The organism is Martinezella lusitana, assembly GCF_014207095.1.
GTDB lineage: Bacteria > Pseudomonadota > Alphaproteobacteria > Rhizobiales > Rhizobiaceae > Rhizobium > Rhizobium lusitanum_B.
Window position 1 is genome coordinate 143,084 of the sequence record NZ_JACHBG010000012.1, and the last position, 15,914, is coordinate 158,997.

The 15,914-nt window shown below is 60.6% G+C and carries 12 protein-coding genes and 1 pseudogene; 4 read left to right on the forward strand and 9 right to left on the reverse strand.

The window, feature by feature from the left end; genetic code table 11:
* Window position 1 precedes the first annotated feature (1 nt).
* Complete coding sequence (locus GGD46_RS22235) at window positions 2-1,042, forward strand: LLM class flavin-dependent oxidoreductase (protein ID WP_184708015.1); 1,041 nt, start codon at window positions 2-4, stop codon at window positions 1,040-1,042.
* A 76-nt stretch (window positions 1,043-1,118) separates the two neighbouring features.
* On the opposite strand, the pseudogene GGD46_RS22240 reads toward GGD46_RS22235, so the two are convergent.
* From GGD46_RS22240 to GGD46_RS22250, 3 genes and pseudogenes are all read right to left on the reverse strand, one after another.
* Window positions 1,119-1,517: pseudogene (locus GGD46_RS22240) on the reverse strand (ABC transporter ATP-binding protein); the annotation flags it as partial.
* A gap of 130 nt (window positions 1,518-1,647) precedes the next feature.
* Window positions 1,648-2,067 carry a hypothetical protein gene (locus GGD46_RS22245; RefSeq protein WP_184708019.1) on the reverse strand — a complete coding sequence of 140 codons (420 nt, stop codon included), beginning with the start codon at window positions 2,065-2,067 and terminating at the stop codon, window positions 1,648-1,650.
* Window positions 2,068-2,078: 11 nt separating this feature from the next.
* Window positions 2,079-3,257 carry an NAD(P)/FAD-dependent oxidoreductase gene (locus GGD46_RS22250; protein ID WP_184708021.1) on the reverse strand — a complete coding sequence of 393 codons (1,179 nt, stop codon included), beginning with the start codon at window positions 3,255-3,257 and terminating at the stop codon, window positions 2,079-2,081.
* A gap of 117 nt (window positions 3,258-3,374) precedes the next feature.
* On the opposite strand from GGD46_RS22250, the gene GGD46_RS22255 reads away from it, so the two are divergent.
* A complete protein-coding gene (locus tag GGD46_RS22255; RefSeq protein ID WP_184708023.1) occupies window positions 3,375-4,169 on the forward strand; it encodes an AraC family transcriptional regulator in 795 nt (264 codons plus the stop codon).
* A gap of 85 nt (window positions 4,170-4,254) precedes the next feature.
* Here the strand turns inward: GGD46_RS22255 and GGD46_RS22260 are convergent, their stop codons facing one another.
* The 6 genes from GGD46_RS22260 to GGD46_RS22285 all read right to left on the reverse strand — a co-directional run bounded on the left by GGD46_RS22260 (window position 4,255) and on the right by GGD46_RS22285 (window position 11,583).
* On the reverse strand, window positions 4,255-6,603 hold the full coding sequence (locus tag GGD46_RS22260) for a heavy metal translocating P-type ATPase (protein ID WP_184708025.1): 2,349 nt from the start codon (window positions 6,601-6,603) through the stop codon (window positions 4,255-4,257).
* A 145-nt stretch (window positions 6,604-6,748) separates the two neighbouring features.
* On the reverse strand, window positions 6,749-7,927 hold the full coding sequence (locus GGD46_RS22265; RefSeq protein WP_184708027.1) for a diguanylate cyclase: 1,179 nt from the start codon (window positions 7,925-7,927) through the stop codon (window positions 6,749-6,751).
* A gap of 195 nt (window positions 7,928-8,122) precedes the next feature.
* Window positions 8,123-9,100, reverse strand: a complete 978-nt coding sequence (locus GGD46_RS22270) for a zinc-binding dehydrogenase (protein ID WP_184708029.1) — start codon at window positions 9,098-9,100, stop codon at window positions 8,123-8,125.
* Between the two features lie 42 nt (window positions 9,101-9,142).
* Window positions 9,143-9,745, reverse strand: coding sequence for a TetR/AcrR family transcriptional regulator (locus GGD46_RS22275; RefSeq protein WP_184708031.1), 603 nt, complete (start codon window positions 9,743-9,745; stop codon window positions 9,143-9,145).
* Between the two features lie 56 nt (window positions 9,746-9,801).
* Window positions 9,802-11,058 carry an arsenic transporter gene (locus GGD46_RS22280; RefSeq protein ID WP_184708033.1) on the reverse strand — a complete coding sequence of 419 codons (1,257 nt, stop codon included), beginning with the start codon at window positions 11,056-11,058 and terminating at the stop codon, window positions 9,802-9,804.
* A 90-nt stretch (window positions 11,059-11,148) separates the two neighbouring features.
* Window positions 11,149-11,583 carry a universal stress protein gene (locus tag GGD46_RS22285; RefSeq protein ID WP_184708035.1) on the reverse strand — a complete coding sequence of 145 codons (435 nt, stop codon included), beginning with the start codon at window positions 11,581-11,583 and terminating at the stop codon, window positions 11,149-11,151.
* A gap of 806 nt (window positions 11,584-12,389) precedes the next feature.
* Here GGD46_RS22285 and cydD point away from each other — a divergent pair.
* Complete coding sequence (gene cydD, locus GGD46_RS22290) at window positions 12,390-14,111, forward strand: thiol reductant ABC exporter subunit CydD (protein WP_184708053.1); 1,722 nt, start codon at window positions 12,390-12,392, stop codon at window positions 14,109-14,111.
* On the forward strand, window positions 14,108-15,799 hold the full coding sequence (gene cydC, locus GGD46_RS22295) for a thiol reductant ABC exporter subunit CydC (RefSeq protein WP_184708037.1): 1,692 nt from the start codon (window positions 14,108-14,110) through the stop codon (window positions 15,797-15,799). Before cydD ends, cydC begins: the two co-directional genes overlap by 4 nt.
* Window positions 15,800-15,914: the final 115 nt, after the last annotated feature.

Genomic DNA, 15,914 nt, shown 5'->3' on the forward strand with positions numbered 1-15,914 from the left:
GATGAGCCATCCAGCCCCATCGATCAGCCATATCGGTTTTCTCACACCAGGCAACTATCCTGACGAGGATCCGTTGGCCGGACTAGAGCAGACTTTGCAGCTTCTGGAATATGGCGAACAGAGAGGGTTTGACAGCGCCTGGGTCCGGCAGCGTCACCTCGAACCCGGGATTTCCTCTGCCAGCGCGTTTCTGGCGGCAGCAACGCAGCGCACGCGCCATATAGAGCTCGGGACGGCCGTCATTCCGATCGGCTACGAGAGCCCCTATCGCCTCGCAGAAGATCTGGCGACGGTCGATGTTCTGTCGAAAGGAAGGCTCAACATCGGATTGAGTGCCGGACGCCCGCTGCACGCCGATCTGATCGGCCCGCTCGCCTTCGATGGCGATTGGGAGAACCACGATTTCTCGCATCAGCGAGTGCTGCGCTTTGCCGACAATCTTCGCGGCACCTATGTCGGCGATCAGGATACAGTCATCAAGACCCCGTTCGGGCCGCAGCGGCCACGTCTCCAGCCCTATGCCAAGGGGCTGATCGATCGCATCTGGTATGGCGGCGGTTCGTTGCGTTCGGCGGCCTGGGCCGGCCGTAGCGGCTTTAATCTCCTGATCGGCAATGTTACGACCGGCGAGGAGACTGATGATTTCTTCGTCGCACAATCCCGGCAACTCGAAACCTATCGCGCTTCCGGCGGCGATACGAGACGGGTAGCGCTCGGTCGCGTCATCGTCCCCTTCGACAGTGCCGATGCCGTCACGCGCAAGCGCTACACGGATTATGCTGCCGGTCGCTACGAGCGCACGCTTTCGCCTCAGGGCGAGCGGCGCACGCTCTTTGCCCGTGATCTTGTCGGTACGTCAGCGGATATTCTGGAACGTCTCCATGCTGATCCGATCCTGCCCTATGTCAGCGAATTTCGATTGGAGCTGCCCTACGAGTTTCACGACGAGGAATATAGGCAGATCCTGCATGACTTCGTGACGAACATAGCACCGGAATTGGGCTGGAAAGCCGCCCCGGTCCTGCGCCGCGCGGCATCCTGAAATCGAGGGTACAGACCCCGGGGGCGGATCGGCAGGGACATGTACCGGTCCACTCTCTCCTTCAGCCGACAGCCATTCAGCTTGGGATCGCGACAGGATGACCTGAGGATGGATGTTGAATGACATGCATGTTGAGCCCGTACATGGCTCGCAACGCCTCCGTGGTGAGGATATCGCCCGGCGAACCATTGGCGATGATCCGTCCGGAATGCAGGGTGATGATGTGGTCGCAGAAGCGCGCCGCCATGTTGACATCGTGCAATACGACGACGACGCCAAGACCTTTGGCATGGCTGAGGCTCTGAACCAGCGACAGCCCCTCGATCTGATGCCCGACGTCAAGGGCGGAGGTTGGCTCGTCGAGCAGCAGGTATTCGGCATCCTCGGCGACCAACATGGCAACCCAGCAGCGTTGGCGTTCACCACCGGAAAGCGTGTCGACGATGCGATCCGCCATGCCGGCGACATCGGTAAGCCGGCTGAGCATTTCTGGGAAAAGCGTGCGGCGATTTTCCGATTGGCATGGGTGGGAAAACGGGAAGATAGGGCGCTTCCATGCCTCAAAGAGAAGCGAAAACGCCCAACGTCATCAATATGCCGGATTTTCAACCCGCGGCTGTGTTTTCCTGGCCGGAGAGAATTTGCTCGGCGAGTGCGAGAGCTTCCGTGTTCGAGGCGGCGATTTCCATTCTCGTACCGAAGGCTTTCGTTGCAAGGCTCATCTGAACCTGTATCGCGGCGCGCTTGATGGCGCTGGCTTCAATCCCAATGACGGCCCTGCAAACCGTAGCAAGAGCGGCCTTGTTTTTCTTGAGCCAGATACCGCGCGCCTTGCGGTCTTCGTGATCCTCGGCGGGCTGGTCGCCTTCCATGATCACGACGAATGGCATGGAAAGGGCGAGCAGGGAGTCCATCTCCCGTTCCCATTGCTGCGCATAACCCGGTCGCACGGATTGCGCACTCTGACGGACGATCGGCCATTCGGAGACGTCGTGGAAGGTGAATGTGGTTGCGTCGATAGTCATGGCATTCTTCCTCAGGCAAGATTTTCGAACAGCATTGCAGCACCGCGCTCCGATGCATCGATGGCGCGGGCGGCCCGATCGCGCATGTCAGCCTCATAGTCGAGCATCGCTATCTTGGCCGGCTTGGCTTTCGAACGGGCATCGGAAAGAGTTTCCGCAAGGACGCGCGCATCTTCGAGCGCCGTGTTGGCGCCGAGTCCGCCGGCTGGGCTCATGGCATGGACTGCGTCTCCCAAAAGCGTCACAGCGCCGAATGGCCAAAGAGCATCGGGGCGCCCGCTGCGAATGGGCAGCGCCGCGACTGTCGCAGGGTCGCTTCGGCTGATGATCTGCCTGATGCCTGGGTGCCATCCTCGCATGGCGTTCGTAAGCAGGACCGGCAAATCCTGAACGTGATCATATTCCTCCAGACCCAACCGTTGCCGCGGCCCGATCAGCGCCCAATAAAGATAGTCCTCCACTGGCGTAAGGTGGCAACCGGGCGCAAGGCGCGAGGCGAGGGCCGAAAAATCCCCGCCGAAACGCATGAGATCGAAGATTACCGTGCAACCGTCTGCAAAAACCACGGTGGTGCCGTCGTCCAACGGTTCTGCCGTCGTCGATAGCGGCAATTCCATCTTGCCATAGATGCATATGGATCCTGTGTCTCGCGGCTCGGCATAGGGCGCGAGTTGCCTGCGCACTTGCGAATTCACGCCGTCCGCGCCCACCAGGAGGTCGCAGGATACTAGCGGCAGGCCTTCCAAAGATATCGAGACCGAGCCATCTTCAAAGCAACGATAGCTTTTCAACTCATGTCCGAAATGGACGTGTCCCTCGATCCCCGCCAGCAGGATTTCGCGTAGAGTCTGGCGATTGACGCTCAAGTCACCCGTATCGTCGTCCTCAGCCATATCCCAGCTTGCCGGCGCGCGCCCTTCGATGGGGAGAAGCTGCGGCGTGACGAAGCGGCCGGACGAGGCGTTGCGAGAGGCCGTCGCTCGAAACAGGGCAAAGAGTTCCGGTGGGAGGCAGGCTGCGAGCGCCCTCTGTCCATAGGCGTCTATCCGAATGCGGTAGCCTTGAAGACGGCTATCTGGCGCTGCATCGCGCTCGTAGACGTCAAAACTGATGCCAGCGCGCTTCAATCCCTGTGCAAGGCACAGGCCTCCGAGGCCCGCGCCGATGATGACGACATGAAAATCCTGCATGAGTTATTCGATTCCGTTCTGCTTTCAATCTTAAGAACAAGCAGGACGATAGCGTAGTGCTACACGGATGTGATAACGACATTCGGACGATAAATGTAGCAAAGCGGCCAAACAAACATGGACTTGGAAGACATTGGCGACCGTGCCGACGGTCCGCCCCTCATCGCCTTCTGGGGATCGGATGAACCCGGCAGCGCCTTTCGCCTGGGAACCTTCGAATATGACTGGCACTCCCATGTACGTGGTCAGCTTTTCTGTATCGAAAGCGGCCTTGTGCATATGCGGACACCGGCAGGCTCATGGCTGCTGCCACCAAGGCGCGCGGGTTGGATCCCGCCGGGCATGATGCATAAGGCAAGCGTCAATGGGGTGCTGAGCGGATGGGGCATCCTGCTGACACCGCTCGCAAGTGCCAGCCTACCCACGAGCACATGCGTTCTGAGCGTCAGCGAGGTTTTGCGCGCGCTGGTGCAAAGAGCGGCGACTTGGCATTGGGAAGAAAGGCTTTCGCCGCCCCAACGTCGACTGGCCGCCGTTTTGCTGGACGAAGTTCGTGCAGCACCGACCGAAAGCCTCCATCTGCCTATGCCGGCGGATCGGCGTGTTCTTCGCATCGCCGAAGCGGTGCTCAGGCATCCAGCCAGCGAGGAAACCTTCCATGTGCTGGCGCAGCAGGCCGGCATCTCCGAGCGCTCGGCGCGGCGCTTGTTTCATGCGGAAACCGGCATGTCATTCGCCAACTGGCGGCAGCAGGCGCGATTGCTGCTGGCGCTGGAGGAACTGACTGCGGGGCACAGCATCGTCGAGGTTGCCGACAGTCTGGGCTATGCGAGCGCAAGCAGTTTCATCGCGATGTTCAGGAAGGCATTCGGCCTGTCGCCGCGCCGTTATCTTGCTGTGCGGAAGTCCTGAGCCGCGCCGCCGCTGCCAGGCTATATGCGCAACACGCAAATGGGCGCCGAAGGTGATCGGCGCCTACGCTTCGTTTTCGATAGGTCTAAGCCGCTATGAGTTTGCGCTTACCACCGAGCAGGCGAAGGGCATTCATGGTAACGAGCACAGTCGCCCCTGTGTCGGCGAGGATCGCAGGCCAGAGGCCCGTGATGCCGATGATCGTGGTGACAAGGAACACACCCTTCAGGCCGAGTGCGATCGTGATGTTCTGGCCGATATTGCTCATCGTCCGCTTCGAAAGATCGATCATCTCGATGACGTCGCCAACGCGGCCATGCAACACGGCGGCGTCCGCGGTTTCGAGCGCCACGTCGGTGCCGCCGCCCATGGCAATCCCGACATCGGCCGCGGCCAGCGCCGGCGCATCGTTGATGCCGTCGCCGACCTTGGCGACACGAAGGCCCTCACGCTTCAACTCGCCGACGATGCGCTGCTTGTCTTCCGGCAGCAGTTCAGCGCGGACCTCGATGCCGAGCGTCTTGCCGATGGCTTGCGCGGTGCGCTTGTTGTCGCCGGTCAGCATGATCGTCTTGATGCCGGCATCCGTCAGAGCCTTCAGGCCTGCCGCAGTATCGGCACGGGGTTCATCGCGCATCGCAAGCAACCCGGCGACGCTTCCCTTGGCGAGCAGAACGGAGACTGTCTTTCCCTCGTCATTGAGGGCAGCAATCCGAGCCGATTGTTCCGGCGCAAGCGAAACCTTGTTCGCAACGGCCTGCGGCGAGCCGAGGAAAACGTCAAGGCCATCGACCGTGCCGCTCACGCCCTTGCCGCCGATCGCCTTTGCGTCGAAGATCGAGGGAACTTCGATCCCGTCCGCCGAGGCGCGGCCGAGGATCGCCTGGGCGAGCGGGTGGCTGGATCCGGTTTCAAGCGCTGCTGCCAGTCGAAGCACCTCGGTCTCGCTCATGCCGAGGCCAACAAGGTCGGTGACCTTTGGCTTGCCCTCGGTCAGGGTCCCAGTCTTGTCGAAAGCAACGGCCGTCACCTTACCGATATTTTCCAGCACGGCTCCACCCTTAAGCAGCAGGCCGCGTCTCGCACCCGATGACAAGGATGCTGCGATTGCTGCCGGCGTCGAAATGACCAGCGCGCAGGGGCAGCCGATCAGCAGGATGGCGAGGCCCTTATAGACCCATTCGCTCCAAGAGCCGCCGAGAAACAACGGAGGGATGATTGCGACGAGCGCGCCGACCACCACGACGCCTGGCGTATAGTAACGCGAGAAGCGGTCGATGAAGCGCTCGGTCGGCGCCTTCGATTCCTGTGCCTCCTCCACCAGCTTGACCACGCGGGCAATGGTGTTGTCGGCGGCAGCTGCTGTGACGCGGACCCGCAGAACTGCATCGCCATTGACTGTGCCGGCAAAGACGGCGGCATCCGCCCCCTTGCGCACCGGAGTGCTTTCGCCAGTGACGGGTGCTTCGTCGATCGAGCTCTCGCCCGATACGATCACGCCGTCGGCCGAAATGCGATCGCCGGGGCGCACCAGAATGATCGCGCCAACGGGCAGGTCTTCGGCCGGTACTTCGCTGATCTTTCCGTTTTCTTCGACCAGAGCGGTCTTTGGAACCAGGTCGGTCAGCGATTGAATGCTGGCCCGTGCCTTACTCGCAGCAACACCTTCTAGCAGCTCGCCGATCAGGAAGAGGAAGACGACGGCTGCGGCTTCCTCGCTGGCGCCGATGATGACCGCGCCGATTGCGGCAATCGTCATCAGCATTTCGATCGAGAAAGGCGTTCCGGCTATAGCGGCCATGAATGCGCGCCGGGCAATCGGAATGAGGCCGACCAGCATGGCGGCGGTGAAGATCCAGGCGTCCAGTTCAGGGACCATTTTGCCGATGGCCCAGGCGGCGGCAACGGCAACGCCGCTGGCGATGGTCAGGCGGCCCTTGGCTGATTTCCACCATGGTCCGCTGGTCGGTCCATGGTCATGACCGTGGAGGCCGGCGACGGCTTCATCCCGCGCCTTGTGGCTATGTCCGGCATGATCATGTCCATGAGCACCGTGGTCATGGTGGTGATCATGTCCGTGGTCATGGTCGTGCGCCTCATGCTCATGCTCATGGTCATGCGATGAATGGTCATGATGGTTATGATGATCGTGGCCGCAGCCACAGGCATGGTTGTCGACCTCTGTCTTCGCGACCTGTGTGTTGCTCGACGGAAGCGGAATAACCTTATAGCCCAATCCGGTGACGCGCTTCGCGATGGCCGGTGCGAGGGCCTCGTCACCCTGATGCTTGACCGTCATCGTACCCGCAGTGACCGAGACGGAGACGTCCTCGACCCCCTGCAGGCGGCGAACGGCGGTGTCGATTTTCGCGGCACAGGAAGCGCAGTCCATGCCCTCCACGCGATAGCGGCTTTGTTGTGTTGTCGACGTCATGTTCAAGTTCCAATTTCGTGTTGGAACCATTGCTACATCCTCTAGCTACTAGAGGAACAAGAGCGATTCTACAGTTTTTTGCGAACCGGCTTCGGAGGCTCCGGTAAGCGACTGAATCGCTGGACAGTTTTGGATTTCGCCTTCGCTATTGGAGTAGCTTTGCCGAAGGGCGGGCCACCGTCACCGTGTTTCTGCCCGCCCGTTTTGCTTCGTAGAGAGCCGCATCGGCGGTCTTCAGCAGGTCTTCGAGCGTTTCCTGCGAAGTCTTGCCGCAGGTCACGCCGAGGCTTGCTGTTACATGCCCGTCGCCCAATCCGCGATGGTGGATGGCAAGAGATTCAATGGATCGTCGCGTTCTCTCGGCTATGGCCGAGGCCACCTCGCAATTGGTATCGGGCAACAAGACGAGAATCTCCTCGCCGCCGAAGCGGAACGTGGTTCCATTGCCGGCGACCTCCCGTGAAATACACTGGCAGACCGCTCGTATACACTCGTCGCCCTCGACATGCCCATGGACATCGTTGAAGAGCTTGAACCTGTCGATATCGAGCATGATGACGGCAACGGAAGCGATCTCCCCGTTCTTCCGCCAGATCGAAGCACGTACGCGATCGAGAGAGTGACGGTTGAAAAGGCCGGTCAGTTCGTCCCGCTCCGACTTTTGCTCTAACTGGACATGCAGCAGGCTGCCGCGAAGCTGGTTGAGGAAATTCAGCCGGTCCTTGTGCTCGGTGAAATAAGCGCTCAGCACAAGGAAAGTCGTCAGCGTTACATAGAAGGTGATGATACCGGTATAGACGACATCGTCGAAAGCACCGCTGAGTTTCGTCGTCGTGAATTGCACGGCGCACATCAGGACCAGGCCGATGAGAATCGTCGGAAAGCGAGGCGCCAGCGCGATGACGAAGAACAGGAAAGCGGCGACATTGCCGTTCTGGTAGACGAAGAGGTATGGGCTGCCGCTGTGCATGGCGACGGACATCGGCAAGGAGACACCGAGCACAGCCACGCAGATTGCGAGAAGGTCGTAATTTAGCGCGTTCGGCCAACGCCGCAGAGCGATTACGCTGAACAGTGCAAAAGGCGTGAAAATTCCGAATCGCACCAGCACAAGCTGAGAAAAGACGTCCGCCATCATGGTGCGGTCGCCGAAATAGACGAGGTCGTAGATCAGCGTGCCGACAATGGCCCAGATCGGTGCCAATCTCACTCGGTTTGCCGCGTAGTCCTGCAGAAAGAGCTTTTCTATCGCCGGTTTGAAACGAAGAAACCGAAACCCGTTCAGGATTTGACGGTCGACCTCTTCCAATGTCACGGCGCTCACCGATGTTACTCCGAACTCATGAGATAGATTTGTGCTTGATAACGCAAAAGTCTGATCAGGATCTAAAGAGTAGGACGCCGCGGGTCGGATCCGCGTGCCGAATCGGGAACTTGTAATTGGAATACGCGCCCCACGGCGTCACGGCGCTTCTTGCTCCGCTGGCAGCCAAAATGGGCGCGTATCGAATTGGGTCGATTATGGCTTCAGGAGAACCTTGCCCGCCTTGCCGGGCGCCAGTGACGATTTCACCGCCTGCGCGATATCCGTCATGTCATAAGCCGCCTCCACCGGCAGCTTGACTTCTCCGGCTGCGACGCGCGTGATCAGTTCGCCGATCAGCCGCGTCCGTTCTTCGGTGGTCATGGCTGCGCTGATCTTGCTGCCCCAGAAACCCTTGATGGTGAGCTGCTTGAAGATGACGGCGCCCGATGCGATCTGCATGGGTTTGCCGGCTGCCGTTCCGAAGGAAACGAGCAGGCCATCTTCGCCCAAAAGGTCGGCGAGATCGTTGCTTGCGACACCGCCCACGGAATCAACAGCCGCCCGAATCGGGGCGCTGCCGACCAGGGCGTGAACCTTGGCCTTCCAATCCGGAGAGGCCGTGGAGACCGCATTCTCGACGCCGAATGCGGCCAGCTCTTCGACGCCTGCATCGCGGCGGACGAGATTGATCGCATGCACGCCCCGGCTATGCGCCAGCATCGCCAGCGTCTTGCCGACGGCTCCATTGGCAGCGTTCTGGATGATCCAGTCGCCCTTTTTGACATTGAGGAATTCGAGAAGCGCGATGGCGCTGAACGGCATGGCGATCAGCTGCGCTGCAGCTTCGTCGCTGATGATGTCGGGCACCGGAACGAGGCTTGCTGCGGGCGCGATGAACTGCTCGGCCCACGTGCCGTGAACACCGGCCGCGACTACTCGCTTTCCGATGAATGCACTATCGACGCCTGCGCCGACAGCATCGACGATACCTACCGCTTCACTGCCACCGATTGCAGGCAACACTGGCTTGTAGCCATAGGCGCCCCGTACCGTCCAAAGGTCGTGATTGTGGATCGGCGACAGAATGGTGCGAATGCGCACCTGTCCGGCAACCGGCTGCGGCGAAGGCATCTCGGCAAGACGAAGAACTGCAGCCGGGTCGCCGAAGACTTCGTGAATGGCGCTACGCATTATGGTTTCCTTGCATGTTGGATGTGCTGGTCCTGGCTTTGCTCAAAGGCTGCCGGGGGCGGAAAGGGCTTGCTCGGTTGCAAACATGGCTTGATCGAGCGGAGTTTTGTCTTTTCCAAGTTTGGCGAGGATCGCTGCGCCAAGCCAAAGGCTGTAAAGTGAACGGGCCATCTTTTCGGGCACGCAGGACGGCGAGATGGAGCCGTCATCGCGCCCCTCCATCAGCGTGGTGGCAATGCGCCGCAGGAGATCGTCGACACCGCCGAGTAGGATCACGCGCATGCTTTCGGAGAGATCGGAGATTTCGGCTGCGAGTTTCACCACGAGGCAACGGTCGGCAAGGCTGCCGGCATTGCCGTCAGCAAGCCATGCGTTCCAATAATGCATCAACCGCTGACGCCCGTTTCCCTTCCAGCCGAAAAGCGTATCGAGGCGCTGTGCGTAGTCGGCACAATATTCCTTGAGCAAGGCGCAGCCAAAGGCCTCCTTGGAAGCGAAATAATAATAGAAAGATCCTTTCGGAACGGCACTCTGTTCGAGCAGTTCCTTTAGTCCAACGCCGCCGAAACCCTTGCGGAGGACGAGCTCTCGCCCGATCTCAAGGATATGGTTGCGTGTCAGATCGGATTTCTTTCTGGTCGCCATGGCCGTCCGATAACAAATAATCGACCGGTCGTCTATAAGGCGAGCGTTGTTTGCAGCTAGATCAGCGCAAGGGCTGCCAGAGATAGGATCAGCGCCGGGAGCATGACGACAGCGCCGAGTTTCAGGAAGGTCCATGCGCCCATATGCAATCCTTCGCGCCTCAGTGCGGCGAGCCACAGGATGGTGGCAAGCGAACCGGTGACGGAGAGGTTTGGACCAAGATCGACACCGATCAGGACGGCCCCGGCTATGGTATCGGGAACATGCGCCGCCTGCACGGCGCTGCCCGCAAAGAGACCAGCCGGCAGATTGTTGACGAGGTTGGAGATGATAGCGACCGAAAGTCCGGCGGCTCCGACCGCCTGCGTCTGCGAATGGGCCACAAGCGATGCGAGCCGATCAGACAGAAGCGCGGTAAGGCCGGTGTGATTGACCGCCTCGACAATGACGAAGAGGCCGCCGACAAGGGGCAATACGCTCCAACTGATACCGCGGATCGTCTCGACGGGGCTCTGCCGCGTCAGGGCAAGGATAATGATGGTCGAGACGACACCGGCTGCGAAGGTTGGGACGCCCAGATCCAAATGCATGGCTGACGCTGCGATCAGGATGATCGCCGTTATCAAAAGTCCCCATCCCGCCAGTTTGGCGCTGTGCGACAGAGTGGGTTCCTCGACATCCCGGGCAATGTTGTCTTCGGACAGCGCCCGCCTTTGCGTCCAGTAGAGGCAAGCGAAAGTGACGACGATCGAGACGATCGACGGGAGCAGGAACGTCGCCATCCAGCGGGAGAGGGACGGCATTTCTCCGCCGGCAAAAATCACCAGATTGGCTGGGTTGGAAATCGGCAAGACGAAGCTGGCGGCATTGGCGATGAAAGCGCAGACCAGAAGGTATGGCATGGGGTCCCTGACCCGAGCCGCCCGGCAAGCGGCGTAAACGGCCGGTGTCAGAACCACCGCGGTCGCGTCGTTCGACAGAAACACCGTCACCACCACCCCGACGACATAGACGAGCAGAAACAGCCGTCGGGGTGAGCCCTTAGCATGCGACGTTGCTATCGCCGCTACCCAATTGAACAATCCCTCGCGGCGTGCGAGCTCTGACAGGAGCATCATGCCGATGAGGAACAGGTAGACGTCGAAGCCCTTGGAAATACCTGCCCACACGTCGGCTGAACCGATCAATCGCAAGGAGAGAAGAAGGGCTGCGCCGAGCACGGCCCAGACCGCTTCGGGCCAGCGGAACGGGCGGGCGACGACGCCTAAGGCGGTCAGCCCGGCGATGCCCCAGGTGATTGCGGATTCAGTCATTCAGATGATCTTGGATATGAGTGCGCAATATCCGGCACTCTCGATTTGCAAGGCAAGCGATCTTTGGCGGCATGACGGGCATGGTCTCACTCAGCTGTCGCCCGCCGGAGGTGCTCTTTCGGCGCGATCGATGAGAACAGAGCATTCTGCATGCTGGATGACATACTCCGTCGTCGAGCCGAAAATTCGGTCGAAAATATCCGAGGCATGTGTTGCAAGCACCAGCAAGTCGGCCTTTTTCTCCTTGGCGACGAGAAGGAGTGTCTTGGAGGCCGTGCCGTTACGCACATCGATCTGGGCATCAATGCCAAGACGCCTGCACAGCGCACTGAGTTTTTCCTCTGCTTCGCCGAAAGCGGAAATGGCTCTTTCATCCGGATTTTCTCGCGCCGACGGGAAACGTTCGATGACATGCACGACCGTCAGCTCGCCGCCAGGCGTCAGAAGCGCGTTAGATGTGCGCAGCAAATGCTCGGCGCGCTCGCGGGAACCGAGACCGATCGCACAAATAACCCTGTCATACATTTCAGTCTCCTTGAGCACCTCGATGCTCGAACAGTTCACGTCCTCGTCCGGCGATCTCAGGTCGCATTTGCCGAGAAATGCATAAGCCTACACAGTGCATCGACAACACAGCCATTCGTCAAGCGTCCTCTTCGAAATAGCATGAGCATTGCGGCTCCGATACTTGCCCAGACTACACTTTCCGCCACGCGGCGGGCCACGATGACGATTATGACCTTGGGCGGGTGATTCGGCGATCCCAATCACGCGATCGGCGTTGATCATGGTCGGAATGGCCGTCAAATATACCTCCCCACTGGGCGCTAGGGATTTGCAGCCGGAGCGGGTTTTAAACTCACTGACGTGCGATGTCGGATGTCTGTGAAAGTCGGAAAATGCTGCGTTGCAAAATATCGTGGCCGTCAAACAAATAGCCGTGCTGACGCCGTAAGCGGGAAAATCAGCATATTGAAGCAAAATGAGACGGTTCTGCGTCAATCTGCCATGGTCCTGGGCAGGCCCTGCGACATCCTGTGCGCTTTTCCGCAGTGCACAATATGCATAGAACCATTTCGCGAACAGCTTGCTGGGGGATCAACTACTCGGCGAGGCAGCTTGTGCTATTCTTGTCGCTGACAAGTGGCAAAAAGCCCGTCATATTAGCGCTCCGATATGGTCGACTGCCGCAAGCGTGTTCTAGGTTCGACGAAAGACAGATGCGTCTGCTGTGCAGATTATCGATCTTGTTACTTCGGCGAGCCTTCCTTGGTGACAGACATGGGAAAGGATGGGCCGCCGTGAGTGCTTCTTCGGCCAGCGACGGGATAATGGAGAGACGAGACGTTCTAGCAACGAGCGCCTCGGAGAGCGCCGACGCTCGCCAAACCATACCACATCCGTCCGCCGAGCGAGGCGGCGCCTCAGGTATTGCGCCGGCTATTCTCTGTCTTTCCTCGCTGCTATGGATCGGCCAGGCTGCCATGCTGGCAATCGGCGTTGGTGCGATCGCCGATGGAGGTGGGATTACCGAGGTGGCGAACCCGGCTCTGGTTGTTGCCGGCCTTGGCATTCTGCGCGCGATCCTGGATGCGGCAGGCAGCCGATTGGCGTTTCGCGCTGCCCGACGGGAGCTCAGCATGCATCGTTCGGCTGCGACGGCGGCGCTGGCGCAGCGCTCGCCGCTCGATAGCGACAGGCCTGCATCTGGTCTGGCAGCAAGTGTCCTGGGTGAGCAGGCCGAGGCAATCGTTCCCTATCTCGCGCGCTTTCGTCCCGTCCGGATGAAGGCGACCGTCGTGCCGCTGGTCATGCTGGTGTGCACTCTGCCGATTTCCTGGTTGGCAGCGCTGGTCCTGACGTTCTGTGCGCCGCTTATTCCGATCTTCATGGCGCTGATCGGATGGCGCGCTCAGGCAGCCAGCGAGAAGCACCTCGCCGAGACCGGCGGCATCAACGCCTTTTTGCTCGACCGGCTTCGCGGCCTGGCGACCATTCGCGCGCTCGACGCCGTCGATGAGACTGCGCTCCGACTGCGGGCGAATGCGGACGCGTTGCGGATCCGCACCATGGCTGTGCTGAGGATCGCCTTTCTGTCCTCGGCCGTGCTCGAGTTTTTCGCCGCGCTCGGCGTTGCCGCCACCGCAGTTTATGTTGGTTTCAGTCTGCTGGGATCCATCGAAATCGGCACCTGGGAGGGCCGATTGACACTCACCCAAGGACTTTTCATTCTTCTACTTGCTCCGGCCTTCTTCGAGCCGCTGCGTGAACTGTCCGCCGTATGGCACGACCGTGCCGGTGGCGAAGCAGCGCTTGCGGCGTTGAAGGAACTGGCGGCATCGCGGCAGACCATTCTCAGCGGCAACGATAGGGAGCAGGGCGCATCCGTCGGCCCAGCATCGATCGAAATTGAAGGACTGACCTTTCGCCACGCGCCCGAGCGCAAAGCCGCCACTGATCATTTCGATTTGTCAGTTGCTCCCGGAGAACACGTGGCGCTCTGGGGCGCCAGCGGCTCCGGCAAGACCACGATCCTGTCGTTGATAGCAGGCCTGGCACGGCCCGAGGCAGGCGTCCTACGCATTGCCGGGATGCCGTTGCGGGATGACACCGCGGATGGCCTGCGCCGCCGCATGGCATGGATCGGCCAGTCACCGCATGTTTTCGCCGGAAGCGTCATGCGCAACGTAGCGCTTGGGCGCAACGGCATTGACGCTGCCGCGGTAGCACACGCGCTTGGTGGTGTCGCGCTCGATAAGGTTTTCACGGCCGAGCGCGTGGCCGCGGTCGGGGAGGGTGGTCTCGGTCTCTCCGGCGGCGAAGCGTTGCGGCTGGCATTGGCACGCATGATGCTGGATGAGCAGGCGGATATCATCCTTGCTGATGAACCGACCGCGCATCTTGACGCGGAGACGGCTTCGGCCGTCACGGATGCACTGCTCGCCGCCGCCGAGGGACGCACGCTGATCGTCGCGACGCATGACCCGGTTTTGGCCAGGCGCCTGAACAGGGTCGTGCGTCTAGACGCGCAAGCACTGGGGGGTGCAGCATGAAGGGCGGGCTCAAGACACTTTTACCTGTCGTCAAACTCTTTTGGAGCGAGCGCAGTACAAGCCTTGCATTAGGCGCCGGGCTTTCCGCTCTGGCGACGCTTGCCGGTGGCGGCTTGCTCGGTCTTTCCGGCTGGTTCATCACGGCTTCGGCTTTTGCGGGCCTGACGGTTGCAAGCGCCATGGTCTTTGACGTCTTCATGCCGTCTGCCGGTATTCGCCTGCTGGCAATCGGCCGAACGGCGACGCGTTATGGTGAGCGGCTTGTCACGCATGACGCGACCCTTAAGGTGCTAGCGGCGCTACGCGAACGGCTATTTCGTGGCTGGGCGGAACCTGCAGCCGCGGCCATGATGATCCGCCGTCCGGCAAAGCTGCTGTTTCGGCTGATGAATGACGTCGATGCGCTCGATTCGCTCTATCTGCGTGTGCTGGTGCCAGCCGTTGTCGCCATACTCGCCGCCTGTGCTGTCACCGTAGCGCTCTGTTTTGTCGATCCGGTTCTTGGCGGCATCGCCGGACTGTGGTTGGCCGTGGTCTGCCTGGGTCTCTCGCTCATCGGCGGACGTATGGCTCTGAAGCCGGGGCGCCGTCGCGCCCATGCAATGGAAGCGCTGCGCGCCCGAAGCATCGATCTCGTTGCCGGCCAGACGGAGTTGGCAATGGTCGGGCAACTGCAGGCCCAGCGGATCGCCATTGCCGAAGCTGACAGGCGTCTTGCGAAAGCGGACGACGCTTTGAACCGGATAGATTGTGCTGTCGCTGCAGGCTTCTCGCTTGCTTCCACATTGCTGCTGACCGCAACTTTATTGACGGCGGCTCTGCTCGCCAAACAGGGGACGATCGGTGCCCCTGCGGCAGCCTTCGCATTGCTCGTCGCCTTCGCCGCCACCGAGCCTTTTGCGGCCATGCGTCGCGGAGTTCTCGAACTTGGACGGACGCTGCTGGCAGCCAGACGCATCGCGCCTCGGCTCAAAGCCGGGACGATAGTACAGGCTATAGCAAGACCGGGTGACGGCTATGCCTTCCAGCTCACGAATGTCTCGGCGGGACATGATGAAGCGGCGCAGCCGGTTCTGCTGGATCTCTCCTTGTCGCTGACCGTTGGAGAGCGGCTGGCCGTGGTCGGCCCGAGTGGTGTCGGTAAATCGACGTTGTTGGCGCTGCTCGCTGGCGAGATCGCACCCCGCGGCGGAGCAGTCAACCGTCTGCCGGCCACAAGATTGACGCAGCGCAGCGAGCTTTTTCAGGACACGGTGCGTGGCAATCTCCAGCTGGCCGCGCCGAGTGCCGATGATTGTCGCCTGCGCGAGGCTCTCGCGGCTGCGAGCTTGCTCCAGGATATCGAAGCTTTGCCGCATGGTCTGTCGACGCGGCTTGGCGAAGGAGGTGCTGGTCTTTCTGGGGGCCAATTGCGGCGGCTGGCGCTTGCGCGGCTTCTGCTACGCGACACCCCGCTCTGGCTGTTCGATGAGCCGACGGAGGGCCTCGATGCAAAGACGGCACAGGCGGTTCTCGACGGCCTGGCTTCGGCCGCCGTTGGACGCAGTCTTGTCATTGCCACTCATATTCGCCGGGAAGCCACTTTGGCCGACCGCATCGTGCTTCTGGAGGCCGGCGGCATTGCCGGCAGCGCACTCCGCGGCACGCCGGAATTCGAAATGCTTCTCGACCGGCTTCGGCCGGACTGAGGGGGTAAACAACATGCCTGCGGCGCATTTGGCGCCGCCTTCCTGTCAGACACACCGTAGGGGGTGGGAGAAAGACTATGGAACTTGATATCGTGGCGTTATCGCGCCTGCAGTT